A 24,828-nucleotide genomic window follows, 5' to 3' on the forward strand; every position below is an offset into this window, starting at 1 on the left:
CGTCGGCGCAGGTCAATCGAGGTCGGCCAGCGTCACCTCGGCGCCGCCGATGAGATCGGCGCAGAGGTTGTAGATGTAGGAGCCGATGGTCGCGAACGCGGTCAGCAGGATCGCGTTGATCGCGCCCAGGAGCACCGACCAACCGAAGACCGTGCCGGCTCCGATGACGTCGCCCTCACCGGCCGAGCCGTCAGAGGTCACGATGGTGCTGAACGAGCTGTTGAGCTGATCCCAGACGCCCATGCCGTCGAGGATCAGGTACAGCACGGCGACGGCGATCATCCAGATGAAGAAGCCGGCCACCGAGAGCACCGCGGAGATCTTGAACGTCGCCCACGGGTCGATGCGTCGGATCTGGACCGCTGCGCGCAGAGCCTGGCCGGCGTTGCCCACCTGCGCCGGTGCCGACCGCGGTCCGGGAGCGGGCGCCGCGGCGCCGGGACCGGCCGTCGGTGCGGCGTCGACGTGATGGATGGCGTCCAGGTTCGGCAGCTGCTGACCCGGCAGGTCCTCACGGTCGATGTTGCGCGTCGGCGACTCGACGAACTTGCCGTCCGGATCGTCCTCCGTGACCGTGGCGGTACCGCCGCCACCGGGGTTGTCCAGCTTGGTGACGGGAGCCTGCTGACCGGTGATGCTGGCCGCCGCGGTGCCGCTGACCACCCCGCGCGGCGGCGGGCCGCCGTGCGAGGTGGTGCTCGACGAATCGCCGGTCGGGGCCGTGCTCTTCGGTCCACCGTCACCCGGACCCCGCTGCCAGGGCGGCACGAGACGGCCCGCTCCCGGCCCGGAGGGGCCTGGCGCGGCCGACTCCGGGGCCTCGTTCCCTGACTTCTCGTTGTCCGGCTCGTTCGGTGTGCTCACAGGCATTCCCTCACTCGGTGCTTCCGGCCGCGCCCGCCCGACCCCGACATGGTGGCGAGGCGTCGCAGGGCCCGCGACATCGCCCTCCACCCTAACGGCTGGACCATGTCGGATCCGGCTCCTACTTGTCGCGTCCGTCGGATGCGGGTGCTTCTTCTTCCGGCTCGTCCGCGTTGCGGGCGATGGCCAGCAGTGTCGTGCCCTCGTCTAGGTTCATCAGGCGGACTCCCTTGGTCTGCCGGCCCGCCTTGCGGACCTGCTTGGCCAAGGTGCGGATCACACCGCCACCGGAGGTGATCGCGTAGACCTCGCTCTCCGCGTCCACGATGATCGCGCCCACCAGGTCGCCGCGCTTGGGGTCGTACTGGATGGTCAGCACGCCCTTGCCGCCGCGGCCCTGCGCCGAGTACTCCTCGATCGGGGTGCGCTTGGCATACCCACCCGATGTCGCGACCAGCAGGAACGTGTCGTCGCGGACCACGCTCAGGCTGAGCAGTTCGTCGTCGACGTTGAACCGCATGCCCTGCACGCCCGACGTCTGACGTCCCATCGGACGCAATGCGTCGTCGGTGGCGCTGAAGCGGATCGACTGCCCCTTCTTCGACACCAGCAGCAGATCGTCGTCGGCGCTGCACAGCTGGGCGCCGACCAACTCGTCCTCACCGCGGAGGTTGATGGCCGCGATGCCGCCGGAGCGGTTGGAGTCGAAGTCCTCGAGCTTGGACTTCTTCACCAGGCCATTGAGGGTGGCGAGCACCAGGTACGGCTGATCCTGATAGGTCTTGAGCTGGATGACCTGGGCGATCCGCTCCTCCGGCTGGAAGGCCAGCAGGTTCGCGACGTGCTGACCACGCGCGGTGCGGTTGGCCTCCGGGAGTTCGTATGCCTTGGCCCGGTAGACCCGACCCTTGGTGGTGAAGAACAGGATCCAGTCGTGGGTCGAGCACACGAAGAAGTGCCTCACGATGTCGTCCTGCTTGAGTCCCGCGCCCTGCACGCCCTTACCGCCCCGCCGCTGGCTGCGGTACAGATCGGTCTTGGTGCGCTTGGCGTATCCGGTCTCCGTGATCGTCACGACCACGTCCTCGCGGGCGATCAGATCTTCGTCGGTGACGTCTCCGTCGGCGGCGATGATCTTGGTCCGACGCTCGTCGCCGTACTTGTCCACGACGACCTTGAGCTCGTCGCGCACGATCGCACGCTGACGCTCCGGCCGCTCGAGGATGTCCTTCAGGTCGGCGATCTCGCGCTCGATCTCTTCGAGTTCGTCGATGATCTTCTGGCGCTCGAGCGCGGAGAGGCGACGCAGCTGCATCGCCAGGATGGCGTCGGCCTGCACGTCGTCGATGTCGAGCAGTGAGATCAGGCCCTGGCGCGCCTCATCGGTGTTGGCCGACGCACGGATGAGGGCGATGACCTCGTCCAGGGCGTCGAGAGCCTTGACCAGACCGCGCAGGATGTGGGCGCGCTCCTCTGCCTTGCGCAACCGGTACCGGGTCCGACGCACGATGACGTCGATCTGATGCGCCGTGTAGTAGCGGATCATCTGGTCCAGACGCAGCGTCCGCGGCACACCGTCGACAATCGACAGCATGTTGGCGCCGAAGCTGGTCTGCAGCTGGCTGTGCTTGTACAGGTTGTTCAGCACCACCTTCGCGACCGCGTCGCGACGCAGCGTGACCACGATCCGCAGGCCGACACGATCCGAGGAGTGGTCCTCGATCTTGCTGATGCCCTTGAGTTTTCCCTCGTTCACCTGTTCGGCGATCGACTGGATCATGTTGTCCGGGTTGACCTGATACGGCAACTCGGTGATGACCAGCGTGGTGCTGCCCTTGTTCTCCTCGATGTCGACCACACCGCGCATCCGGATGCTGCCGCGTCCGGTGGTGTAGGCGTCGCGGATCCCCTGGCCGCCGACGATCAGTCCGGCCGTGGGGAAGTCGGGTCCCTTGATGGCCTCCATACACGCGGCGAGAGTCGTCTCGTCGTCGGCATCGTGGTGCTCGAGCGCCCAGAACACGGCGTCGGCGACCTCGTTGAGGTTGTGCGGCGGGATGTTGGTCGCCATGCCGACCGCAATGCCGCCCGAACCGTTGATCAGCAGGTTGGGGATACGAGCCGGCAGCACTGTCGGCTCGTCGGTCTTGCCGTCGTAGTTCGGCGTGAAATCGACTGTCTCCTCGTCGATGTCACGCAGCATCTCCATCGCGAGCGGGGTCAGACGGGCTTCCGTGTACCGCATCGCAGCGGGGCCGTCGTTGCCCCGCGAGCCGAAGTTGCCCTGTCCGTCGATCAGCGGATACCGCATCGACCACGGCTGGGCCATGCGCACCAGTGCGTCATAGATGGCGCTGTCGCCGTGCGGATGGTAGTTACCCATCGTCTCCGCAACGGGTTTCGCGGACTTGACGTAACTGCGGTCGGGACGGAACCCGGCATCGTAGGACGCGTACAGCAGACGGCGGTGCACCGGCTTGAGGCCGTCGCGGACCTCCGGGAGCGCACGGCCCACGATCACGCTCATCGCGTAATCGATGTAGCTCTTCTGCATCTCCTGCCCGAGGTCGACGGGTTCGATGCGGTCGCCAGTGCCTCCGTCGGGTGGCAGCGTGGTGTCGGTCATGTGGTGTGTTCCCTCTCCTGATCGAGGTCGCAGTGACTGTCGGTCAGAGGTCAGACGTCAAGGAAGCGAACGTCTTTCGCGTTTCGGGCGATGAATCCTCGGCGGGCGGCGACGTCTTCACCCATGAGGATGGAGAACAGCTCGTCCGCGGCTGCGGCGTCGTCCAGGGTGACCTGACGGAGCACCCGGACCTCGGGATCCATCGTGGTCTCCCACAGTTCGCTCGGGTTCATCTCGCCGAGACCCTTGTAACGCTGGATGCCGTCGTCGGGGTTGATCTTCTTGCCGGCTGCCTTGCCGGCCTCGAGCAGACCGTCGCGCTCGCGATCGGAGTACGCGAAGTCGGGGTCGGCGCCCTTCTGCCACTTGAGCTTGTAGAGCGGCGGCTGTGCGAGGTAGACGTGCCCGTGCTCGACCAGCGGACGCATGAAGCGGAACAGCAGTGTCAGCAGCAGCGTCGAGATGTGCTGACCGTCGACGTCGGCGTCGGCCATCAGCACGATCTTGTGATAGCGCAGCTTGGCGATGTCGAACTCGTCGTGGATGCCGGTGCCGAAGGCGGTGATGATCGACTGCACCTCGGCGTTCTTCAGGACGCGGTCGATGCGGGCCTTCTCGACGTTGATGATCTTGCCGCGCAACGGCAGGATCGCCTGGTACATCGAGTCGCGGCCGGTCTTGGCGCTGCCACCGGCCGAGTCGCCCTCCACGAGGTAGACCTCGCACTTGGCGGGATCGTTACTACGGCAGTCGGCCAGCTTGCCGGGGAGTCCGCCGATGTCGGTGGCGGTCTTGCGGCGCACCAATTCTCGTGCCTTACGAGCAGCGATGCGTGCCTGCGCAGAGTCGACGGCCTTCTTGATGATCGTCTTGGCCTCGGCCGGATTCGACTCGAACCAGTGACCGAGGTGCTCGTTGCTCATGCGCTGCACGAAGCTACGTACCTCGGTGTTGCCGAGCTTGGTCTTGGTCTGTCCCTCGAACTGCGGATCCGAGACCTTCACCGAGATGACGGCGGCGAGACCCTCACGGATGTCGTCGCCCGTCAGCTTGCCGTCCTTTTCCTTGAGAAGCTTCTTGTCCAGCGCGTACTTGTTGACGGTGCTGGTCAGCGCAGCACGGAACCCCTCTTCGTGGGTGCCGCCCTCATGGGTGTTGATGGTGTTCGCGAAGGTGTGGACCGACTCGGAGTAACCGGCGTTCCACTGCATCGCGATCTCGACCTCATGACCCTCACCCTTGCCGGTGAAGCCGACGACCGAGGTGTGGATCGGCTGCTTGGTGCGGTTGAGGTGCTTGATGTAGTCGACGAGACCGTCGGGGTAGTGGTACGTCCGGGTCTTCGGCTTGGCCGCCTCGGTGGCCTTCTCCTCTTCGGACTTGATCCGCTCCGCGGCGTCCTCACCCTCGCGATCGTCGTCGCTGTCGCCGACCGGATCGGCCGCTGCCACGCGACGATCGGTGAGGGTGATGGTCAGTCCCTTGTTGAGGAACGCCATCTCCTGCAGGCGGCGAGCGATGGTCTCCGCGCTGAAGTTGGTGGTCTCGAAGATGTCGCCGTCCGGCCAGAAGCGCACGGTGGTGCCGGTCTTCTTGGTGGCCTCGCCCTGGTTCAGCGGACCGGGGATGGCGCGGGTGTAGACCTGATCCCAGTGGTAGCCACCGTGATCGATCTCCAACTCGACCTTGGTCGAGAGGGCGTTGACCACGGAGATGCCGACACCGTGCAGGCCGCCGGACACTGCGTAGGAGTCGGAGTCGAACTTGCCGCCGGCATGCAACTGGGTCATGACGACCTCGACGGTCGGTACACCGGTGCGGTGCATCGCGGTCGGGATGCCGCGGCCGTCGTCGACGACCTCCACTCCCCCGTCGGCGAGCAGGGTCACGTCCACCTTGGTCGCGAAGCCGGCCATCGCCTCGTCGACCGAGTTGTCGACGACCTCCTGCACCAGGTGGTGCAGGCCGCGTTCACCGGTGGAACCGATGTACATGCCGGGTCGCTTGCGAACGGCTTCGAGGCCCTCGAGGATGTTGATCGAGTCGGCGCCGTATTCGGCGGGCTTCTTCTTGCGGCTCTTCTTCCCCGCGTCGGGATCGGGGGTGTCGTTGGTGTCGGCCACGAGCTGCGTCCGCTCCTTCACTGCTGTCGATGGTCGCCGAGTTCGGCGGACCGGTCATCCCCGCACGGGCGTCCGGCTCGACGTCAGGCACCGTTCGGTGCGCTCGCGTCGAGGCACACGTCATCGGAATGATCGGTGTCGAGGGAATCCGTCGGCACCACGTGCGGTCCACCCCTGTCGGGGCACTGTGTCCATAGTACTGCCTGACTCGACCAGGAGTACGTATCCGGGGCCGCTGACGCGCGCTCAGATCGATTTTTTTCGTGTCATGCCGGTCCGCTTGTGGACAGCCGGGAAATCCGCCCCCAGGATCGCAGCAGACTAGCTTTGCGGATCGCCGTCTGGTAGGGCTCGCGGACGGTTGTCAGCCGTAGGTGTCGCGGGGGCCCCGACCGCGGATGTGACGCTCACCCTTCCGCCACGACGGACCCTTGGGACCGGTGATCCGGAGGCTGGTCACGATGCCGTCGCCGGCCGCGGACGAGATCTTCGCCAGGATCTGCGCCTGCACATAGCGCAGTTGGGTGGCCCACGCCGTGGACTCCGCCTGGATGTGTAACACGTTGTCGCGCAACTCCGTCGGATTCGCGTGGGCGGCGATCTCCGAACCGACGATCTGCTCCCACATGCCGAACAGCGCGCCCTCGGAGATCTTGGGCTGCCAACCCCGCTCGGCCGCGATACGTCCGGTCAGCTTGCCGAGCGACTGTGGATCGCGCGAATCGGGACCGGATCCGGACCACCGGCGCCGGGTGCCCGACTGTCGTGCGCGACCGCGCGCCGGCGATGCCCGACCGTGCCCGACGGATTTGCCGGCCGCCCGCGCGGCCGCCCGCGCCTCCTCCAGCGCGCGCCGCGCTCGCTCGTAACCGCCGTGATCGGAGGGCTCGACGGCGCGATGTGCGGAATCCGACGCCTCCCCTCCGGTCGACCGGTCGCCGTCACCGGGTGACAGTGGTTCCCCCGGCGTCACGACGCCGACTCCTCGTCGCCAGTCACACCCGACTCCTCGTCGGCAGTCACACCCGACTCCTCGTCGGCAGTCACACCCGACTCCTCGTCGGCAGTCACACCCGACTCCTCGTCGGCAGTCACACCCGACTCCTCGTCGGCAGTCACACCCGACATCACCGAGTAGCGGTCGTCCCCCGATTCCACGATGTCCACCTCGATCCGACGACCGCCGATGTCGGCGGGGATGTCCTCCCCCACCGCAGCCGTGATCAGCAATTGTTCCGCGCTCGCGGTGAATGCGGCGAGCTTGGCACGCCGCGCGGCGTCGAGTTCGGCGAAGACGTCGTCGAGCAAGATCACCGGCTCGATGCCCTCGGCACGGAGCAACTCGACCGACCCGAGTCGGAGCGCGAGCGCGAGCGACCACGATTCACCATGGCTCGCATAGCCTTTCGCGACATCAGTGCCGAGAATCACGTCGATCTCGTCGCGGTGTGGGCCCACCAGACAGACACCGCGATCGATCTCCTTGCCACGGAGTTCGACCAGACGGCGGGTCAGCACCTCGGCGATCTCCTCCACCGACGTGCTCGGATCGAACTCGACATCCGACGATGCGCGGTAGCGCAGCGTCGTCGGTCGCGAGTGCGGTGCGACGGATGCGTACGACGCGGCGAAATGAGGTTCGAGCTCGGCGAGGACGGCGATACGTCCTGCGGTGACCTGGGATCCGTGCTCGGCGAGCTGAGCGTCCCAGACATCGAGTGTGCTGATCACCGAATCCGCATCCGGTCCGCCCCGACGCATGGCGGCACCCGCCGTCTTCAGCAAGGCTGATCGCTGACGCAGCACGCGATCGTAGTCGGCACGCGCGGCTGCCCATCGAGGTCCGCGTTGCGCGACGAGTTCGTCGAGGAAGCGACGCCGGTCCCCCGGGTCGCCGCGGATCAGCAGCAGGTCCTCGGGGGCGAAGAGCACCGAGCGGAGGATTCCGACGATCTCACGAGGTCGGCGCGCCGGGCTCTGGTTGATCGTCGCGGTGTTCGAACCCTCCGCCTTGATGGTCAGACCGACGGTCAGCTCGCGACCGTCGTTCTCCACCGTCGAGGTGATCGTCGCGGTGCCGGCACCGTGATGGACCAGCGGCCCGTCACCGGAGACGCGATGCGAACGCAGATGCGTCAGGTAATACAGGGCCTCGAGGACGTTGGTCTTGCCGAACCCGTTGCGGCCCACGAAGATCGTCGATCCCGGCGACAGCTCGACGTCGGCGGCGCGCCACGACCGGAAGTCGCGGAGGTGGAGTTCTCGGACGAACACGGATCAGGCGGGCGGCGAACCGGTCTCGCCGACACTTCGGCCTGCCGAGTCACGCACCGAGTGTCCGCCGAACTGGTTACGCAGTGCCGAAACCGCTTTCAGTGCGGGCGAGCCGGAGTCCTGTCGGGAGGCGAAGCGCGCGAAGAGCGCGGCGGAGATGACGTTGGCCGGGACCGAGTGGCGGATCGCCTCCTCGACCGTCCAGCGCCCCTCACCGGAATCGGTGGTGTAGTCGGAGATCTCGGACAGACCCGGATCCTCCTGCAGCGCGCGTACCAGCAGCTCGAGCAGCCACGACCGCACGACGGTGCCCTGGGTCCATGCGCGGAGCGTGCCCTCGACGTCGGCGATCAGCGGCTCGGCAGCGAGGAGTTCGTACCCCTCGCCGTACGCGTGCATCAATCCGTACTCGACGCCGTTGTGCACCATCTTCGCGTAATGACCGGCACCGACCGGGCCGGCGTGGACGAATCCGTCGGCCCGGTCACCCGGCGGACGGAGTGCATCGAAGATCGGCAACGCGCGCTCGACGTCGGCATCGGATCCGCCGACCATCAGGCCGTATCCGTTCTTCAGGCCCCACACGCCACCGGAGACACCGCAATCGATGTAGCCGATCCCTTTGTCGCCCAACGCCTTCGCGTGAACGGCATCGTCGGTGTAGCGGGAGTTGCCGCCGTCGATCACGGTGTCGCCCGGTTCGAGCAACTCGGCGAGCGATGCCACCGTGGAACGGGTCGGCTCCCCGGAGGGCACCATCACCCAGACGGTCCGGGGCGCCTGCAGTGCTCCGACGAGATCGGCGAGACTGGCGACATCGGAGACCTCGGGCCGGGGGTCGAAACCGACCACCTCATGGCCTGCCTCGCTGATCCGCGTGCGCATGTTGGCGCCCATCTTGCCCAGTCCGACCAGTCCGAGTTGCATGCCGCGTCCCTTCGACGTGATGGCGATTCGAGATCTCCGGATCGGGCTCGACCCGAGGAGTCGGCGATCAGCCGGGCAGGCGCACCGGCATCAACAGGTAACTGAAAGCGCTGGCCGGGGCCACGAAAGCACCGGACTCGTCGGCCACCGGATCCTCGCCGCTGGACGGCCGCAGCACGGCGGGCCGGCTGGGGGTGGTGAACCCGAAGTCAACCGAGCCGGAGTTGATGGCCGACAAGCCGTCCTGCAGGTAGCCGGGATTGAACGCAATGGTCAACGGCTCACCCTGGAACTGCACGGGCAGCTCTTCTTCGGCCTTGCCCGCCTCGTCGCCGCCCGCGGTCAACAGCACCGAGCCGTCGCCGAACTGCATCCGCACCTGCGCACCACGCTCGGCGACCAGGGCGACGCGCTTGATCGCCTCGATCAGCGGTGCGCTCTCGATGGTGGCGATCGCGGTGTGACTGGCCGGCAACAACTGACGGAACTTCGGGAACTCGGCGTCGAGCAGCCGGGTCGTGGTGCGCTTGGTGGCGCCGAGGATGCCCAGGATGCCGTCGCCGCCGATCGCGGATCCGGCGCCGAAGGCGAGCGAGATGGCGCCACCCTCGCCGCCGGCGGTCTTGGCGCTCTCCGACAACGTCTTGGCCGGCACCAGAACCGCACCGGAGGTGTCGGGGTCGCCCGGCTCCCACTGGAGTTCGCGCACCGCGAGGCGGAACCGGTCGGTGGCGGCGAGCACCACCGAGGATCCCTCGATCTCGACGCGCACACCGGTCAACATCGGCAGCGTGTCGTCACGGCCGGCGGCGACGGCGACCTGCGAGATCGCCTCGGCGAACAGCTGTGAGGGGATGGTGCCGGTGACCGACGGGACGTCGGGCAGCTGGGGATAGTCCTCGACCGGCATCGTCGGCAACGAGAACTTGGCGCTACCGCAGGAGATCGCGACGCGTGACCCGTCGAGCGTGACGTCGACGGGCTTGGCGGGCAGCGCCTTGGTGATGTCGGCGAGCAGACGGCCCGAGACCAGCACCTTGCCGGGCTCGGCGACCTCGGCGGCGATGGACTCCTGCGCCGAGACCTCGTAGTCGAAGCCGGAGACCGTCAACCCGTCTCCACCGGATGCACCGTCGCCGACGGTCAGGACCACACAACCGAGGACCGGCACCGGCGGCCGGGACGGCAGACTTCGGGCCACCCAGGCGACGGAATCGGCGAACTCGTCACGCGCGACACGGAACTTCATGCTGGGTGGTTGCCCTTCTCTGCTCTGCTGCTCAGGCGATGCTCGTCAAGCGATGCTCGGGCCGACGCGGCGTGGTCGGGGGTCGGCGCACCGACCGGCTCCGACGACGGTTCGCGTTCGGGGAATTCCACTGTAGAACGCCGCACCGGTGCGGGGACGGGTTGGGGGGAACTCCGACCGGGAGTGACGTGCCGGCTCGGAAGCGTCGGAGAACGAGGTCTGTGCACATCCCTTCTTTCAAGAGAGGATCCCTAGAGAGAGATTCATGGAAGTAGTAGGGCCTGTGGAATCTGTGGACGAACGTACAAGTCTGCGGGTCACGGGTGTCGGCGAGATGTGGATCAGACGTGCACTACATCGGCATCGACGACCCAGGTTGTGTGTCGTTGGTGTTCTGTTCGACATCCGTGCACGTTCGGTACACAGATCTGCCCGGGTTATCCCGAAGTCTGTCCACAAGATGTGATCCACCAGATCTGCCTCGGATCCCGGTCTGCGGGCGTCGAGAACATGAATCACAACTCTCGTGTCGACATCGAGGGTCGGTGAGAAGTGGACGTGGAGATGACCGGCCGATGTCGATCATCTCCACGACCGGACGAGCGCTGAGTGAGATGACGAAGGCCCCGGAGGGGGGAACCTCGGGGCCTTCGTCAGAAGCTGTGGGTATCGGCGGTGCCGTGGACGTACGACACGGTTGGAGCGCAGTCGTGGTGGGTGCGGTCACGGTGTAGCCACCGATCAAGATGCCGAAGGTCAGTTCACCGCGCGCTGCTTGATGCGGGCGGTGAGTTCCTGCACGTGGTCGTATACCTTGCGCCGCTCGGCCATCTCTTTACGGATCTTCTTCTCCGCGTACATGACGGTGGTGTGGTCGCGGTCGAAGGTCTCGCCGATCTTCGGCAGCGACAGGTCGGTCAGCTCGCGGCACAGGTACATGGAGATCTGCCGAGCCTGGGCGATGGATCGGGTCTTGCCCGGGCCACGCAGCTCGTCGACCGAGATGTCGAAGTACTCGGCCGTGATCGCCAGGATGCTGGCCGCGCTGACCTCGAGTGTCCCGGAGTCGGGCAGCAGGGCCTGTAGGACGATCTCGGCGAGGGCGCGGTCGAGTCCCGTGTTGTTCAGCGATGCGAAGGCCGTGACGCGGATGAGGGCGCCCTCGAGCTCGCGGATGTTGCGTTCGATCTTCGATGCGATCAGCTCGAGCACGTCGTCCGGCACGGCGATGTTGTCCATCTGTGCCTTCTTGCTGAGGATCGCGATACGCGTCTCCAGATCCGGCGGCTGGACGTCGGTGATCAGACCCCACTCGAATCGTGTGCGGAGCCGATCTTCCAGTGTCGCAAGCTGTTTCGGTGGACGATCGGAGGAAACCACGATCTGCTTGCTGGCGTTGTGCAGGGTGTTGAAGGTATGGAAGAACTCCTCCTGGATACCTTCTTTGCCCACGAGGAACTGGATGTCGTCGACGAGCAGGACGTCGACGTCGCGATAGCGGCGCTTGAAGGCGACCCGACGGTCGTCACGCAGCGAGTTGATGAAGTCGTTGGTGAACTCCTCGGTGGACACGTACTTGACGCGCATCCCCGGGAAGAGCCGCTGTGCGTAGTGGCCGGCGGCGTGCAGCAGGTGGGTCTTACCCAGACCGGATTCGCCCCAGATGAAGAGCGGGTTGTAGGCCCGGGCGGGAGCCTCCGCGACCGCGACCGCAGATGCGTGGGCGAATCGGTTCGAGGCTCCGATGACGAAGGTGTCGAACGTGTACTTCGGGTTGAGACTCGCCGCGGATGCAGCCGGGGCGGTCGACGGACGCTCCGCGAAGTACGACGACCAGTCGGCGGCGGGATCGCCACCGGCGGGTCGAGTGGGTCGCTGGACCGGGGCGGTGACCGGGATCTCGGCAGCTTGATAGGCGGCAGCCGGACGTTCGATGACATCGGCGTGATGGGGTCGCGGTGTGGATGGAACCGGATCCTCATCCACTGGTGGTGTCGCGATCCGGACCCCGAGGTCGACCGACTGGCCGAGGTGTCTGCCGAGGGCGGATCGGATCGTGTCGCGGAGGGTGCGTTCGATCTGCTCCTGGACCAGTGGCGTCGGCACGGTCAGCAGCGCGAACCCTTCGGCCAGCGTCAGCGGTTGCACAAGCGACAACCAGGCCTTTTGCTGACGGGTGAGTGGTTCGTGGTCGACGGCGGCCGCGTCGTCGTTGAGTTCGGCGACGACCTGGTTCCACACCTCGCCGAATGAAGCACGATCAGAAGTCACGGGATTGCCCTCCTGCCCGGAAAACTACCAGCGACCATCGGGCGGGATCTGCCCAGGTGACAACCATGACGCACTCCGAGACGAGTTGTCCACACGCTTATCCACAGCTGTGTACAGATGATGGGTCAGAAGCCCGGGGCGCGCGACACGACGATCGGGCCCACTGAATGTGCTCTTCGGAGAAGCTAACAGAGTGCAGACTGTCCGACAACGAATCCGCTGGATTGCATCAGCAGGATTGGATGATCGGGTCGACGCGCGATGCGCTCTCCAGGGATGAGCGTACCGGCACGATCGCTCGTTTGATTTGAACACCGGCACTCAGTAGTCTCGACTGGTCATCCAGGTACGCGGATTTGCGTGGTGTCCGGCGTCGTCCATGGTGGATTCTCTCTCGAATCCTGGACGTGCGTCGTCTCATCCAACCGGCATCAGCTCGGCACCGCCCCCGGAACAACAGACCACCTACAAGGGGTGGGTCACGTGTGCAAACGCGTGTCCTGCCCGAAGAGCACAAGGAGTCACCGTGGCCAAGGGGAAGCGGACTTTCCAGCCCAACAACCGTCGTCGCGCACGCGTGCACGGCTTCCGTCTGCGTATGCGTACGCGTGCCGGTCGTGCCATCGTGAACGGTCGCCGTCGCAAGGGCCGCGAAAAGCTCACCGCCTGAGTCTCGATTCGACGAGCGGTCGGCGTACTGTCGCCCGCGGCTTCGATCGATGGTGGCATCCCGGCACCGGATCTCACACAGATCCGAATTCCAACGCACCCTCAAGACGGGAGTGCGCGTATCGACGCGGGATCTGACCGTCCACGTGATGGTCGTGCCCGCGTCGTGGCCTGATCCCGCCGGCCGTCGGGCAGCAGTCGACTCGGTCGGCGGCCCGTGGTTGGGCGTCATCGTCTCCAAGAGCGTCGGCAACGCCGTGGTCCGGCATCGGGTCTCCCGTCGTCTCCGACACGCCTTCGCCGACGCGTCGTCCTCGGCGCCGACACCATCGACGATGGTCGTGTTGCGCGCCCGACCTTCGGCGGCAGAGACCAGTAGTACCGATCTGGCCGATCAGCTGCGGCAGGCCTTCGCCCATCGACGGATCCGTGCACACGCGGACGACGTCTCGGCGAGCGAAGCGGCCGTGGTGTGGGCCGGCGACTCCCGCGAGGTCCGTTCATGACCACCACACCGTCCGACCGGACGAGCACGGCAGGCCATCTCCTCTACTTGTTGCCCCGCCGATCGGTGGTGTTCCTGATCGAGCTGTACCGCACCTGGGTCTCGCCGATGCGTCTACCGACATGTCGGTTCGAGCCGACCTGCTCGGCATATGCGGTGGAGGCTTTGACCGTGCACGGCTTTTTCCGCGGCGGTTTGCTCTCGGTGTACCGACTCCTGAAGTGCGGACCGTGGCACAAGCCCGGCTACGACCCGGTGCCCGAACGTCGAGGCTCGGCCGAGCATCCAGAGAACGTGATCTCCGAGGCACCGACGGATGGATCATCCGTTGCGGTGGTCGGCGAGACGAGAACCGAATCACTCTGCACTGACAGCAGTAAGGGGTAACTGAGCCGTGCTCAACTTCATCTACTACCCGGTGTCCTGGATCATGTGGGTCTGGCACTGGGTGTTCAGCCACATCCTCCCGGACTCCCCGGGCGGAAGCGGCGTCGCCTGGGCACTGTCGGTGGTGTTCCTGGTGTTCACCCTGCGCGCCATTCTCTACAAGCCCTTCGTGAAGCAGATCCGCACCACGAAGAAGATGCAGGAGATCAACCCGCAGCTCCAGGCGATCCGGAAGAAGTACGCCAAGGATCGGGTCAAGATGACCGAGGAGATGCAGAAGCTGCAGAAGGAGCACGGGTTCAACCCGCTCCTCGGGTGCCTCCCGATGCTGCTGCAGATCCCGGTGTTCATCGGTCTCTTTCATGTGCTGCGCTCGTTCAACCGCATGGCAACCGGTATCGGACAGCTCGGTATGTCGCCCGAGCAGACGCGCGCCGTCGGCAACTATGCGTTCAGCCCGGAGCTGGTCCAGAACTTCCTCGACGCACGACTCTTCGGCGTCCCGCTGTCGTCGTTCATCACCGAGCCGGTCACCGAGTTCCAGGCGTTCGTCGAGCCGGGCTCCCCCATCGACTTCACCCGGACCCAGATCATCATCGTGGTGATCCCGATGATGATCATCGCGTCGATCGCCACGCACATGAACTCCCGCGCGTCGGTCTCGCGCCAGCCGGAGGCTGCGCTGGAGAACCCCCAGACCCGCATGATGAACATGCTGGCGCTCTACATCTTCCCGCTGGGCATTCTCGTGACCGGCCCGTTCTTCCCCGTCGCGATCCTTCTGTACTGGATGAGCAACAACATCTGGACGTACGGTCAGCAGCACCTCGTCTTCGGCCGCATCGCCAAGGAAGAGGAAGCGGCGCGCGTGGAGAAGCAGGAGAAGCTGAAGGCGAATGCCCCCAAGCCGGGTGCCAAGCCGAAGCGCGACAAGCGTGGTTCCGCCGCTGCGGGCGGCGCATCCGATGCCGTGGTGGACGGAAGCGTCGTCGACGGTGACGAGTCGTCGGATGTGGACTCGAATGGCACCGGAGGTAAGGGCGGAACCCCGGCCAAGAAGGCATCTGCGAAGTCTGGCTCGGGTAAAGCCGCGGAGACGAAGGCTTCCGATGACCAGGCGGCGAAAACGTCGTCGAACGGTTCTGGTGCTGGTGGTTCAGGCGGCGCCAGCGGATCGGCGGCGTCGGGACAGAAGAGCACCAGCGCGGCAGCAGCCGGCAAGAACAAGGGGCCCGGTGGGCGACCCAACAACTCGAATCGCGGCGGCAAACGCGGCGGGCGGAAGGGTGGCCGACGGTAGGTCGGCCACCGCACAGAGACTTTTGTGAACACCAGAGTGAGGTGGATGTGAGATGACAGCAGAGACCACGGCGCAGGATGACGCCACGGTCGGCGAAGGCGCCGCAGCAGAGGCAGCGTCGGAGTCGGTGACCGCGGAGGGTGCTACGACCGAGACGGTCGGCGACAAGGCTGAGGCGACCGAGCCGAGCGAGGCGTCGGACTCCCCCGCCACCGAGCCGGCCGACGATGCGGATGAGAACGACGCAGCGGCCGATGACTCGGATGACGATGACTCGGATGACGATGACTCGGATGACGATGAGTCCGACGAGGATCGTCTGGTCGAAGAGGGCGAGATCGCCGGTGACTACCTCGAGCAGTTGCTCGATGTACTCGACTTCGACGGCGACATCGATCTGGACGTCGACGGAGACCGTGCAATCGTCAGCATCGACGGCGGCGACGATCTGACCAAGCTCGTCGGGCGCAAGGGTGAGGTGCTGGACGCGCTCCAAGAGCTGACCCGTCTCGCAGTGCAGCAGGCGACCGGCGACCGCAGTCGACTGATGCTGGACATCGCCCGCTGGCGTTCGGACCGTCGGGATCGCCTCGCGCGGCTAGGCGCGGAGGTCGCTCAGCGTGTCCTCGAGTCCGGCACGCGTGAGGCGCTCGACCCGATGACGCCCTTCGAGCGCAAGATCGTTCACGACGCCGTCGCTGCGGTCGATGGAGTCGAGAGTGAGAGCGAGGGCGCCGAGCCGCGTCGTCGCGTGGTGGTGTTGCCGAGCTGACGCTGGCGGCCACGAACTGTCGGAGAGCCCCGGGGTTGATACCCCGGGGCTCTTTCCTATCCGCGGGCCTTTTGAATGTTCGCGCTCGGCTCCAGCTTGTACTTGCGGGTTCTCGCCCTGGCGGCGCCTCGACCGGGTGCCTCGGCGCATGCGAAGGTCGGGCCGATCCCCTTCCCGGGTTCGCCTGGGTACCGGCGAGGCCGGGCCGTGTTGGAGCCGGTCGAGCCAAGTGGTCGCCGACTGTCGGTCGCCGACGGTGAATTACATAGCTGTGTTTCACGTGAAACATTGCGCTGTGCCGTGCTGGACGGGCGCGTCTCTCCCGCGCGCCCGTGCCGCTCGGCTGCGCGACAATCGCAGTCCGGTCGGTGATGTTTCACGTGAAACGTCGATCCTGGTGACGCGCTGGCCCGGCTGTCGCTAGGCGGAGAGCATCCGCTCGCGTCTATGCCTCGCCTGCCGTACGACGGGACGCGTCTTCGGGTGGCGGAGTGTCAGGTGCGTGTTTCACGTGAAACATCCCTCGCATACACCCCCGTCCTCATCGGCTCTGTTCCACGTGAAGCAAGGTCCGACACCCGCCGACATCAGAGAGCGGAGCCTGCCCCGGCGCGGGTGACCCACTTAGCCTGAGCGTCGACGATCAGCTCCACCACAGACGCCACGTCACCCTCGCCAGACCTGTTTCACGTGAAACACTGGGTACCAGTCCGCGGCGGTGTTCTGCCGGGAGGCCCATCACGAATACTCGAGGAGCCAACACCTGTGTCCGATCAGGACCCGATGCCTGAAGCCAACGACGAGCCGCCCACCACTCCCCCGCCGTCCGCGACGCGCGTGTTCGGGGATCGACTCGAGCTCGCGGTTCGATACCGCGACATCCTTGCCGACGACGGAGTGCGACTCGGACTGATCGGTCCGCGCGAAGTACCTCGGCTCTGGGATCGTCACGTACTCAATTGCGCTGTCATCGGAGAGGCAATCGATTCAGAACTGTCGGTCACCGACGTCGGTAGCGGTGCTGGACTCCCGGGCATCCCGTTGGCCATTGCCCGACCTGACCTGTCGATCACTCTCCTGGAGCCGCTGCTGCGTAGGAGCGAGTTCTTGAGCCGCGTCGTGGACGAGCTCGGACTTGCCGCCACCGTTGTTCGCGGGCGTGCAGAGGAGGCCGAAGTTCGTGCGACGATCGGACTCGCAGACGTGGTCACTTCCCGCGCGGTGGCACCACTCGACCGTCTGGCCAAGTGGTCCGCTCCCCTGATTCGTGTCGGTGGCCAACTGGTGGCCATCAAGGGGGCGAGTGCCCCGCAAGAGATCGAGGAACACCGGGCGGTGGTGGGTCGGACCGGACTGGCTGATCTCGCAACCCGTCAGTGCGGAGTCAGTCTCCTGGAGCAGCCGACGACGATCATCGTGGGCGAGCGTCGTGAGACCGGTCGACCCTCGCGTGGAGCAGCGTCCCGGAGACGATCTGGAGGTGGTTCCGGTACGGCCTCATCGGGTGGATCGCGTCGTCGTGGCCGCGCGTCCAAGGATGACGGGTCAGAGTCGTTGCAGAGCAAGCGTGAAGGGTGACGTGAATTGGTGTGGCGTGCTCGCAAGGCGCAGAATGGACAACGCGATGGTGGTCGCGATCGAACGACGATTGCGACGCCGACCGTGACCGGCGAGAGAGCAGAAGTCGCCTCCACGGATGGATACAAGGTCGGGCGAAGGAGTTCCAGAGTGGTTGATGAGAATCCGTCGGTTTCACGTGAAACCACGACCGACGGCCCCCGACCTCTGGAGCCGGCCGAGCCGGTCACCTACGACGACACCCCGATCGCTGCGGCAGCGGCACGGGCGAGTCAGGTGTTGACCCCTGGCGGTGCCGGTCAACTCCCCCGGCCCCCGCACACACGGATCCTCACGGTTGCCAACCAGAAGGGTGGCGTCGGAAAGACCACGACGGCGGTGAATCTTGCCGCCGGTCTCGCGCTCCGTGGTCTGGGTGTCCTCGTAATCGATCTCGATCCGCAGGGCAATGCCAGCACCGCACTCGGTATCGACCATCGGGCCGAGGGGATCAACTCGGTGTACGAGATGTTGCTCGACGAGGTCCCCCTCCGCGATGCGATCCAGAACAGTCCGAATCATGATCGGCTCTACTGTGTGCCCGCAACCCTCGATCTTGCCGGCGCCGAGATCGAACTCGTCTCCCTGGTTGCCCGCGAGAACCGTCTCCGCAATGCGCTTCAGGAAGAGACGCTGAACGAGTACGGGATCGACTACGTCTTCATTGACTGCCCGCCATCCCTCGGACTGCTCACCGTCAACGCGATGGTCGCCGCGCGAGAGGTGCTGATCCCGATCCAGTGCGAGTACTACGCACTGGAGGGTGTGGGTCAGCTGCTGCGCAATATCGAGCTCGTCCAGGCTCATCTGAACCCGGCGCTGCATGTCTCGACTGTTGTACTGACGATGTACGACGGGCGTACGAAGCTGGCTGATCAAGTCGCCGAAGAGGTCCGCCGACACTTCGGCGAGAAGGTGCTCTCGACCATCATCCCGCGCAGCGTGAAGGTCTCGGAGGCGCCCGGATTCGGGATGACGATCATCGAATACGACCCTGGGTCGCGTGGCTCGATGAGCTATCTCGATGCGGCGCGTGAACTCGCTGTGCGGGCGGTGAGCTGATGCATCGATTCGATCTCCGCTCCGACCCGTTCCGTGAACAGTCGTCATCGAGAGGACAGAAGTGAGTCAGCGTGACACCGCAGCCCAGCGGCGGGGCGGTCTCGGTCGTGGATTGGCGGCACTGATTCCGACCGGTCCCCCCGAAGGTCAAGACCAGCCGACCGGCACACCGCGCATGGGTGCAGCGGCCGCAGATGTCGTGATCGGCACCGGTCAGCCGCCGAGCTCCCCCGGTGAGCGGACTCCTGTTCCGGCCCCGTCGGGCACCTCGACCCCCGACGGCACCGATGAGTTCGGTGCCGTCTACCGCGAGATCCCGCCAGCAGAGATCCAACCGAACCCGCATCAGCCTCGCTCCGTCTTCGACGAGGAGGCGATGTCGGAGCTGGTGCATTCGATCTCCGAGTTCGGGCTCATGCAGCCGATCGTCGTACGTCGGTTGTCGGAGCCGACCCCGACCGGGGTCAACTACCAGCTCGTCATGGGCGAGCGACGGTGGCGAGCGAGCCAGGAGGCCGGACTCACGGTCATCCCGGCCATCGTGCGCGAGACCGCCGACGCCGACATGCTGCGCGACGCGCTTCTCGAGAACATCCACCGCGCTCAACTGAATCCGCTCGAAGAGGCAGCTGCATATCAACAGTTGCTCGACGAGTTCGGCGTCACCCACGAGCAGCTCGCTGCTCGACTGGGGCGTTCACGGCCGCTGATCACCAACATGATCCGTCTCCTCAAGCTTCCGATTCCGGTGCAACGCCGAGTCGCTGCCGGCGTGCTCTCGGCCGGTCATGCGCGCGCGCTCCTCTCCCTCGAGACGGGCTCCGATGCGCAAGAAGCTCTTGCGGCGCGGATCGTGGCTGAGGGCATGTCGGTCCGCGCGACCGAGGAGGCGGTGACCCTCGCCAATCGGGACGATGACGGCGGCCGTGGTCCGACGCCGACCGCGCCGCGTCGCAAGCCGATGCAGATGCCCGGTCTGCAGGACGTCGCGGAGCGGCTCTCCGACAGTCTGGACACCCGTGTGACGGTGAGTCTCGGCAAGCGGAAGGGCAAGATCGTCGTCGAGTTCGGCTCGGTAGACGACCTCGAGCGGATCGTCGGCGTGATCGACCCAAGGGGTTCGAAAAAGGCGTGAAAATAGTGATCCACGTGTACACAGAAGAAACGTCACTGTGACAACGGAGTGGCGAGGCGAGCGATGAGAACGGGTAAAGCGTTGCGCTGCACCGATTCTCGTGATGCGATGACCACGCGACACGGGTGGTTGCGATGAGCTTCGCGATCTCACGACTCGATCTCGACGGATTTGACTCGTTGCCGGCTCACACCCGTCGATGCGTCTTCTGGGAAGTGGATCCGGCGACGCTGAGCGCCGGGGGTGGCCCCGACTACGGAGACCTGGGGAGTTTCGAGAGCGAGTTCGACAAAGAGGTGTGGATCTCCGGACTGCTGCTCGACTGGGGTACGTGCGCGCAGACCGCGGTCGAGTCGTCGACCGGTTCTGTCGTCGGTTCCGCGTTCTACGCTCCCCCGCTCCGCGTCCCGCGGTCTCGTCTGTTCCCGACCTCTCCGGTGAGCGCCGATGCCATCCTGCTGACGGCTTTGCGCACGGAACCCGGATTCGACGACGCGCGCTCAGTTCTGCTCGACGCTGTCGTCGCCGATCTCATCCGACGCGGCGTTCGCGCGATCGAGGCCTTCGGAATCGTTCGCGGCTCCGGGCCCGCGGATGACGCCAGCGATGGATCCGACGACGGTCCTCGCACAGCCTCTTCGCCGCCCGCTGCCGGCGCCGACGATGGTTCTGCACGACTCGGCGATGCCGTCGACCAGATCAGCGATCGTGAATTCGGCGATGATCCGGACTTCGGATCATCGACCAGCTTCTGGTCCGACGAGGCGATCGCCGAGGTGACCCGCGATCTGTTGGGGTCCGACATCCCCGATCTCTGCACGCTGTGCATGATCGATGCCGACTTCCTCAAGGACTCCGGATTCGACCTCGTCGCATCGCATCCGCGCTTCCCGCGGTTCCGATTGGAACTCGACTCCGGCCTCGGATGGAAGTCGGCGGTCGAGAACGCACTGGAGAAGCTGGTGGTGATGGCGGCGATCGATCTGGCCGGTCGTGAGCGGACGACGCCGGTGCCGGTCGCGTCCGCTCACGCACATCGCTGCCGGGCAACGGGATTCACGGCTGACGGAGTTGACTCGAACCCGAACCACCGATCGTCGGACTGACACCGCCGACAGCCGTTTCCGCTCGCCGATCTTTCGACCGGCGGCGGGCTCTGAACTCTCGACGGGCTCTGAACTCTCGGCGGGCTCTGAACTCTCGGCGGGCTCTGAACTCTCGGCGGGTCAGCGCGACGGCTGCTCGGCCGCGAGCAGATCGGCGAAGGTGTACGTGCCGGTCGGACGGTCGTTCTCGCCGAGCAGGTACAGGCGTTTCACCGCGACGAGGATCGCTTCTGCGATGGTGTCGCGCCACCGCGGATCCCGCAGGATCTCGATGTCGTTCGGGTTGGTGAAGTAGCCCAGATCGATCAGGGCGACCGGCATCCTGGTGAGTCGCAAGACATCCCACGTGCGCTCATGGGTTCGGCAGTCGGTGAGCGGCGTGCGTGCGGCGATCTCGCGCTGGATGAACCCGGCGAGATCCCGGCCGATGGTCGAGAACGAGCCGTGTGAATTACCGAAGTAGAACGAGGCCACGCCGTTTGCGCGGTCGTTCGGGTAATGCGCGCTACGGAGCGAGATCATCAGGTCCGCGTCGATGAGGTTGGCGACGCGTGCTCGCTCGTCATCGGAGGGACGACCGCGACCGTCATGCGACAAGAAGGTCTCCATGCCGGCAGCCGCCATCCGACCCTCGAGCCGGGCACCGATGTCCCACAGGATCTCCGACTCGAGATCGGGATCACCGCGCAGCGAGAGTTCGTGGATCCCGCCGCTACCGGGATCGATGAGGATGCGCTTGCCCGACAACTGCGGTCCGGACCGTCGGACGTGCTCTTGCTGGCGGATCGCGTACGGCGAACCACCGGTCACACGGGTGCCGAGGCGCTCGAGGGAGCGCAGCGTGGCGGGGCCACAGATCCCGTCCGAGGAGAGTCCGAACTCCGTTTGGTACAGACAGACCGCGGTGTGGGTGGTGTCGCCGAACGTGCCGTCTACCAGTCCGGTGTAGTACCCGAGGTTCTGCAGCCGGTTCTGCAGGGTCGCGACGTCGTCGCCGACCATCGGCGCCGAGAGGCGATACAGCAGGACACGGGCACCGAGCTGGTACGAGGCTTCTCGCAGCGACCGGTAGGTGGCCGGACCGACAATTCCGTCGACGATCAGACCGCGCTCCTGCTGGAAGGCGCGGACTGCGCGATCGCAGGCGTCGTCGAACACGGCCTCGGGCGGCGTCCATCCGTGGGATCCGTTGCCGAACCCATTGGAGTGGTGCGCTTCGAGAAGGCCGCGAGAAACCAAAATGTTCCGAATCTCGGCGACCGCGGAGCCGTGATCCCCATGTCGGAACAGTGGCATCGTCAACTCCTCATACCGGCTGCGAGCAGCCGGCTCGGGGCGCCACAACGCGCCCGTCTGTCTCAGACCAAGCTGCATTCTCGCAGGTCCTCCACCACAGCGCCAAATGACGGCGCGCGTCGGAGTGCTCACCTGCGACAACGACGGCACCCGGGTTGTCGGGTGCCGTCGTCGTGGAGATGTCAGGCGCTGGTGCCAACCACGGTGTCGAGCTCGCGCAGCAGAGCCGCCTTGCCCTTGGCGCCGACGATGGTCTTGGTCGGCTGTCCGTTCTCGAACAGGATCAGCGTCGGGATCGACATGATCTGGAAGTCGCGCGCGATCGACGGGTTCTCGTCGACGTCGACCTTGGCGATCGTCAGCTTGTCGCCATGGTCACGTGCGATCTCCTCGAGCACCGGGGCGACCATCTTGCACGGTCCGCACCAGGTGGCCCAGAAGTCGACGAGCACCGGCTTCTCGGAGCCGAGTACCTGCTCCTTGAAGGTCGAATCGGTGACGGGCACGGTGTGTGCTCCCATTGTTGTCCTCCTCGTTGGCGGGTGAGATTGAAGGGAAGGGGAATCGGTCCGGGCGCCCTCAGGCGGAGGCGCCGACGGTGTCGGCCTGCTCGATCGTGAGCTTCTCGTCGACCGTGCCGTCGGCCTGGTCGGCAAGCCACCGCTCCGCGTCGATCGCCGCAGCGCATCCACTGCCTGCGGCGGTGATGGCCTGGCGGTACGTGTGATCGACCAGGTCGCCTGCGGCGAACACCCCGGGCAACGACGCGTACGTGGTGCGGCCGTCGACGAGGACATACCCCTCGGGATCGAGATCGACCTGATCGCGGACCAGCTCGCTGCGCGGATCGTGACCGATCGCCACGAACATGCCGGTCACGTCGATGGTCTGCTCGGCACCGGTCACGGTGTCCTCGAGGACCAGACCGGTGACGGAGTTCTCACCGACGACCGACTTCACGGCCGCATTGGTGACGAACCTGATCTTCTGGTTGGCGCGGGCACGCTCGAGCATGATCTTCGATGCGCGGAACTCCTCACGCCGATGGATGATCGTGACACTGCGTGCGAACTTCGTGAGGAAGGTCGCCTCCTCCATCGCCGAGTCACCGCCACCGATGACGGCGATGTCCTGGTCCTTGAAGAAGAAGCCGTCGCAGGTCGCGCACGCCGACACACCGCGACCGAGCAGCTGCTGCTCGCCCTCGATGCCCAGGTACCGCGCCGCTGCGCCCATGGCCAGGATGACCGCGCGGGCGCGATGCACCTCACCACCGACCTCGACCTCCTTGATCCGACCGTCGAGGCGGACGGTGTCCACATCTTCCATCCGCAGGTCGGCGCCGAAGCGCAGTGCCTGCTCACGCATCTCGTCCATGAGGTTCGGACCTTGGATGCCGGTCTGGAATCCGGGGAAGTTCTCGACCTCGGTGGTGGTCATCAGCGCACCGCCGAACTGCGTGCCCTCGAAGATGATCGGCGACAGCTCGGCGCGAGCTGCGTAGATCGCGGCGGTGTATCCGGCAGGGCCCGACCCGATGATGATGAGGTCGTGGATCTGCTGGCTGTCTGACTGGGTCATCCGTCCTCCGTGCTGCTCGGTGGCAGCCGATGCGATGCCCGCGCTGCAGGCCGGGAGTGATTCCCCGACCGCGTCTCCTACGGGCGTTCCGGCTGCTTCAACACCAGGGTAAGGGCAGATGTTCCCGGTATGGGAGCGGCGCGACCGGCATCACCGAGGTATCCGCGCAGGTCCAGGTCTGTCGCCCGGCTCCAGCTCGGTCACTCAGCCCCCGATGACCGCGGTGGTGATGGTCGCCGGGTTGCCGACGTCACAGGTGGGCTCCACCACGAGGGCGGTGAACCGGCCGGCCTGGCCGGTCGTCAGCAGGATCACGACTCCTTCTCGTCCGCGGAGTGTGATCGGTCCGCTGCCGACGACGGCCGTCTCGGGTGCCACCCGATTGGCATCGAGGCAGGCGCGGAGTCGGGCGTCCGAGCCGAACGGGGTCGGGTCCGTGCGGCCCAGCACCGACATCAACGACGCCCCCTCGGCGGGCGAGATCGAGCGCAGCGGTTGCACCGCGGTGGACGATCGCGCGTCGAGGTCGGCTGACGAGTCGCGGCCGAACCATCCCTGCGATCCACCGACGGACAGGACGAGGGCGGCGACCACGATCGCTGCGGCGGCGCTCAGCACCGGGGCCATCCATCGTCGGCGCCGCCGCGCGGCGAGCTCGTCGACGGGAGGTGGCGGTGAGGAATCAGTCGGCCGGTCACCTGTGGCGGGGCCGCGACCACCGGCGACCTCGGCGCTGATCCCGGCGAGGGTCGCGGCGGTGCGCGCCTGGACCGACTCGGGGAGCGGAACCTGCGGAGGCGGTGAACCGGACAGATCGGCGCGGGTGCGGTCGAGAGCGTCGAGGACCTCCCGGGCGGCCGGATCGTCGTCGAGGTGGGTGCGGATGTGCTCAGCCTGTGCGTCGGGCAGCGCGCCGGCGTGGAAGTCGGCGAGCAGGTCCACCGGGAACGGGGGCTGCGGCAGCGTGCCGTCTCCCGACGGTGAACCGCGATCTGCTGCCGGCGTCATCGCTTCACTCTCCCACTTCGTCATCGATACCGAACGCGCCGCTGCACCGGTCTCCA

21 protein-coding genes are annotated in these 24,828 nt (G+C 66.1%); 9 read left to right on the top strand and 12 right to left on the bottom strand.

All coding sequences use genetic code 11. The annotated features are described in order from the left end of the window. Nucleotides 1-12: 12 nt before the first annotated feature. The 8 genes from GS4_RS02815 to dnaA form a co-directional block, all read right to left on the bottom strand. Nucleotides 13-864: a DUF3566 domain-containing protein gene (locus tag GS4_RS02815; protein ID WP_083862622.1), complete on the bottom strand. Its 852-nt coding sequence runs from the start codon at nt 862-864 to the stop codon at nt 13-15. Between the two features lie 121 nt (nt 865-985). Next, nucleotides 986-3,490, bottom strand: a complete 2,505-nt coding sequence (gene gyrA, locus GS4_RS02820) for a DNA gyrase subunit A (RefSeq protein ID WP_007617275.1) — start codon at nt 3,488-3,490, stop codon at nt 986-988. 50 nt (nt 3,491-3,540) lie between these two features. Beyond that, nucleotides 3,541-5,613 (bottom strand): DNA topoisomerase (ATP-hydrolyzing) subunit B, encoded by a 2,073-nt coding sequence (gyrB, locus tag GS4_RS02825; protein WP_007617276.1) that lies wholly within the window; start codon nt 5,611-5,613, stop codon nt 3,541-3,543. 364 nt (nt 5,614-5,977) lie between these two features. After that, nucleotides 5,978-6,586: a DUF721 family protein gene (locus GS4_RS02830; protein WP_007617277.1), complete on the bottom strand. Its 609-nt coding sequence runs from the start codon at nt 6,584-6,586 to the stop codon at nt 5,978-5,980. After that, on the bottom strand, nt 6,583-7,887 hold the full coding sequence (recF, locus tag GS4_RS02835; protein ID WP_007617278.1) for a DNA replication/repair protein RecF: 1,305 nt from the start codon (nt 7,885-7,887) through the stop codon (nt 6,583-6,585). Before recF ends, GS4_RS02830 begins: the two co-directional genes overlap by 4 nt. A gap of 3 nt (nt 7,888-7,890) precedes the next feature. Continuing rightward, entirely contained in the window at nt 7,891-8,814 is a 924-nt protein-coding gene (gene gnd, locus GS4_RS02840) for a phosphogluconate dehydrogenase (NAD(+)-dependent, decarboxylating) (RefSeq protein ID WP_007617279.1), read from the bottom strand. A 67-nt stretch (nt 8,815-8,881) separates the two neighbouring features. Continuing rightward, nucleotides 8,882-10,063 carry a DNA polymerase III subunit beta gene (gene dnaN / locus GS4_RS02845; protein WP_007617280.1) on the bottom strand — a complete coding sequence of 394 codons (1,182 nt, stop codon included), beginning with the start codon at nt 10,061-10,063 and terminating at the stop codon, nt 8,882-8,884. A gap of 756 nt (nt 10,064-10,819) precedes the next feature. Continuing rightward, nucleotides 10,820-12,334: a chromosomal replication initiator protein DnaA gene (dnaA, locus tag GS4_RS02850; protein ID WP_007617281.1), complete on the bottom strand. Its 1,515-nt coding sequence runs from the start codon at nt 12,332-12,334 to the stop codon at nt 10,820-10,822. 526 nt (nt 12,335-12,860) lie between these two features. On the opposite strand from dnaA, the gene rpmH reads away from it, so the two are divergent. The 9 genes from rpmH to GS4_RS02890 all read left to right on the top strand — a co-directional run bounded on the left by rpmH (nt 12,861) and on the right by GS4_RS02890 (nt 20,887). Next, a complete protein-coding gene (gene rpmH, locus GS4_RS25065; RefSeq protein ID WP_007617282.1) occupies nt 12,861-13,004 on the top strand; it encodes a 50S ribosomal protein L34 in 144 nt (47 codons plus the stop codon). A 49-nt stretch (nt 13,005-13,053) separates the two neighbouring features. Further along, nucleotides 13,054-13,509, top strand: a complete 456-nt coding sequence (gene rnpA, locus GS4_RS02855; protein WP_007617284.1) for a ribonuclease P protein component — start codon at nt 13,054-13,056, stop codon at nt 13,507-13,509. Continuing rightward, nucleotides 13,506-13,895 carry a membrane protein insertion efficiency factor YidD gene (gene yidD / locus GS4_RS24690; RefSeq protein ID WP_007617286.1) on the top strand — a complete coding sequence of 130 codons (390 nt, stop codon included), beginning with the start codon at nt 13,506-13,508 and terminating at the stop codon, nt 13,893-13,895. The genes rnpA and yidD overlap by 4 nt, the downstream gene beginning before the upstream one ends. A 7-nt stretch (nt 13,896-13,902) precedes the next feature. Next, nucleotides 13,903-15,195 carry a membrane protein insertase YidC gene (gene yidC, locus GS4_RS02865; protein WP_007617289.1) on the top strand — a complete coding sequence of 431 codons (1,293 nt, stop codon included), beginning with the start codon at nt 13,903-13,905 and terminating at the stop codon, nt 15,193-15,195. A 52-nt stretch (nt 15,196-15,247) separates the two neighbouring features. After that, on the top strand, nt 15,248-15,967 hold the full coding sequence (locus tag GS4_RS02870; protein WP_083862623.1) for a Jag family protein: 720 nt from the start codon (nt 15,248-15,250) through the stop codon (nt 15,965-15,967). Between the two features lie 783 nt (nt 15,968-16,750). After that, nucleotides 16,751-17,545 carry a 16S rRNA (guanine(527)-N(7))-methyltransferase RsmG gene (rsmG, locus tag GS4_RS02875; protein ID WP_040509364.1) on the top strand — a complete coding sequence of 265 codons (795 nt, stop codon included), beginning with the start codon at nt 16,751-16,753 and terminating at the stop codon, nt 17,543-17,545. A gap of 150 nt (nt 17,546-17,695) precedes the next feature. Next, entirely contained in the window at nt 17,696-18,646 is a 951-nt protein-coding gene (locus GS4_RS02880; RefSeq protein WP_007617295.1) for a ParA family protein, read from the top strand. A 61-nt stretch (nt 18,647-18,707) separates the two neighbouring features. Next, on the top strand, nt 18,708-19,781 hold the full coding sequence (locus tag GS4_RS02885; RefSeq protein WP_007617297.1) for a ParB/RepB/Spo0J family partition protein: 1,074 nt from the start codon (nt 18,708-18,710) through the stop codon (nt 19,779-19,781). A gap of 134 nt (nt 19,782-19,915) precedes the next feature. Next, entirely contained in the window at nt 19,916-20,887 is a 972-nt protein-coding gene (locus tag GS4_RS02890) for a hypothetical protein (RefSeq protein ID WP_007617299.1), read from the top strand. A 120-nt stretch (nt 20,888-21,007) separates the two neighbouring features. Here GS4_RS02890 and GS4_RS02895 read toward each other — a convergent pair whose 3' ends face one another. The 4 genes from GS4_RS02895 to GS4_RS02910 form a co-directional block, all read right to left on the bottom strand. Beyond that, on the bottom strand, nt 21,008-22,183 hold the full coding sequence (locus tag GS4_RS02895; protein WP_040509349.1) for an N-acetylmuramoyl-L-alanine amidase: 1,176 nt from the start codon (nt 22,181-22,183) through the stop codon (nt 21,008-21,010). A 182-nt stretch (nt 22,184-22,365) separates the two neighbouring features. Further along, nucleotides 22,366-22,704 (bottom strand): thioredoxin, encoded by a 339-nt coding sequence (gene trxA, locus GS4_RS02900; protein ID WP_007617303.1) that lies wholly within the window; start codon nt 22,702-22,704, stop codon nt 22,366-22,368. A gap of 58 nt (nt 22,705-22,762) precedes the next feature. Further along, nucleotides 22,763-23,764, bottom strand: coding sequence for a thioredoxin-disulfide reductase (gene trxB, locus GS4_RS02905; RefSeq protein WP_007617306.1), 1,002 nt, complete (start codon nt 23,762-23,764; stop codon nt 22,763-22,765). 204 nt (nt 23,765-23,968) lie between these two features. Further along, on the bottom strand, nt 23,969-24,772 hold the full coding sequence (locus GS4_RS02910; protein WP_040509371.1) for an anti-sigma factor family protein: 804 nt from the start codon (nt 24,770-24,772) through the stop codon (nt 23,969-23,971). Between the last annotated feature and the right edge of the window lie 56 nt (nt 24,773-24,828).

It is taken from the genome of Gordonia soli NBRC 108243 (assembly GCF_000334455.1).
GTDB classification, from domain to species: Bacteria; Actinomycetota; Actinomycetes; order Mycobacteriales; family Mycobacteriaceae; genus Gordonia; species Gordonia soli.

Bases quoted from the DNA above. Each gene is read 5' to 3' on its own strand.
- gyrA (WP_007617275.1), bottom strand. From the start codon at position 3,490: ATGACCGACACCACGCTGCCACCCGACGGAGGCACTGGCGACCGCATC.
- gnd (WP_007617279.1), bottom strand. From the start codon at position 8,814: ATGCAACTCGGACTGGTCGGACTGGGCAAGATGGGCGCCAACATGCGC.
- dnaN (WP_007617280.1), bottom strand. From the start codon at position 10,063: ATGAAGTTCCGTGTCGCGCGTGACGAGTTCGCCGATTCCGTCGCCTGG.
- rnpA (WP_007617284.1), top strand. From the start codon at position 13,054: ATGGTGGCATCCCGGCACCGGATCTCACACAGATCCGAATTCCAACGC.
- yidD (WP_007617286.1), top strand. From the start codon at position 13,506: ATGACCACCACACCGTCCGACCGGACGAGCACGGCAGGCCATCTCCTC.
- GS4_RS02870 (WP_083862623.1), top strand. From the start codon at position 15,248: ATGACAGCAGAGACCACGGCGCAGGATGACGCCACGGTCGGCGAAGGC.
- rsmG (WP_040509364.1), top strand. From the start codon at position 16,751: ATGCCTGAAGCCAACGACGAGCCGCCCACCACTCCCCCGCCGTCCGCG.
- GS4_RS02890 (WP_007617299.1), top strand. From the start codon at position 19,916: ATGAGCTTCGCGATCTCACGACTCGATCTCGACGGATTTGACTCGTTG.
- GS4_RS02895 (WP_040509349.1), bottom strand. From the start codon at position 22,183: ATGCCACTGTTCCGACATGGGGATCACGGCTCCGCGGTCGCCGAGATT.
- trxA (WP_007617303.1), bottom strand. From the start codon at position 22,704: ATGGGAGCACACACCGTGCCCGTCACCGATTCGACCTTCAAGGAGCAG.
- trxB (WP_007617306.1), bottom strand. From the start codon at position 23,764: ATGACCCAGTCAGACAGCCAGCAGATCCACGACCTCATCATCATCGGG.
- GS4_RS02910 (WP_040509371.1), bottom strand. From the start codon at position 24,772: ATGACGCCGGCAGCAGATCGCGGTTCACCGTCGGGAGACGGCACGCTG.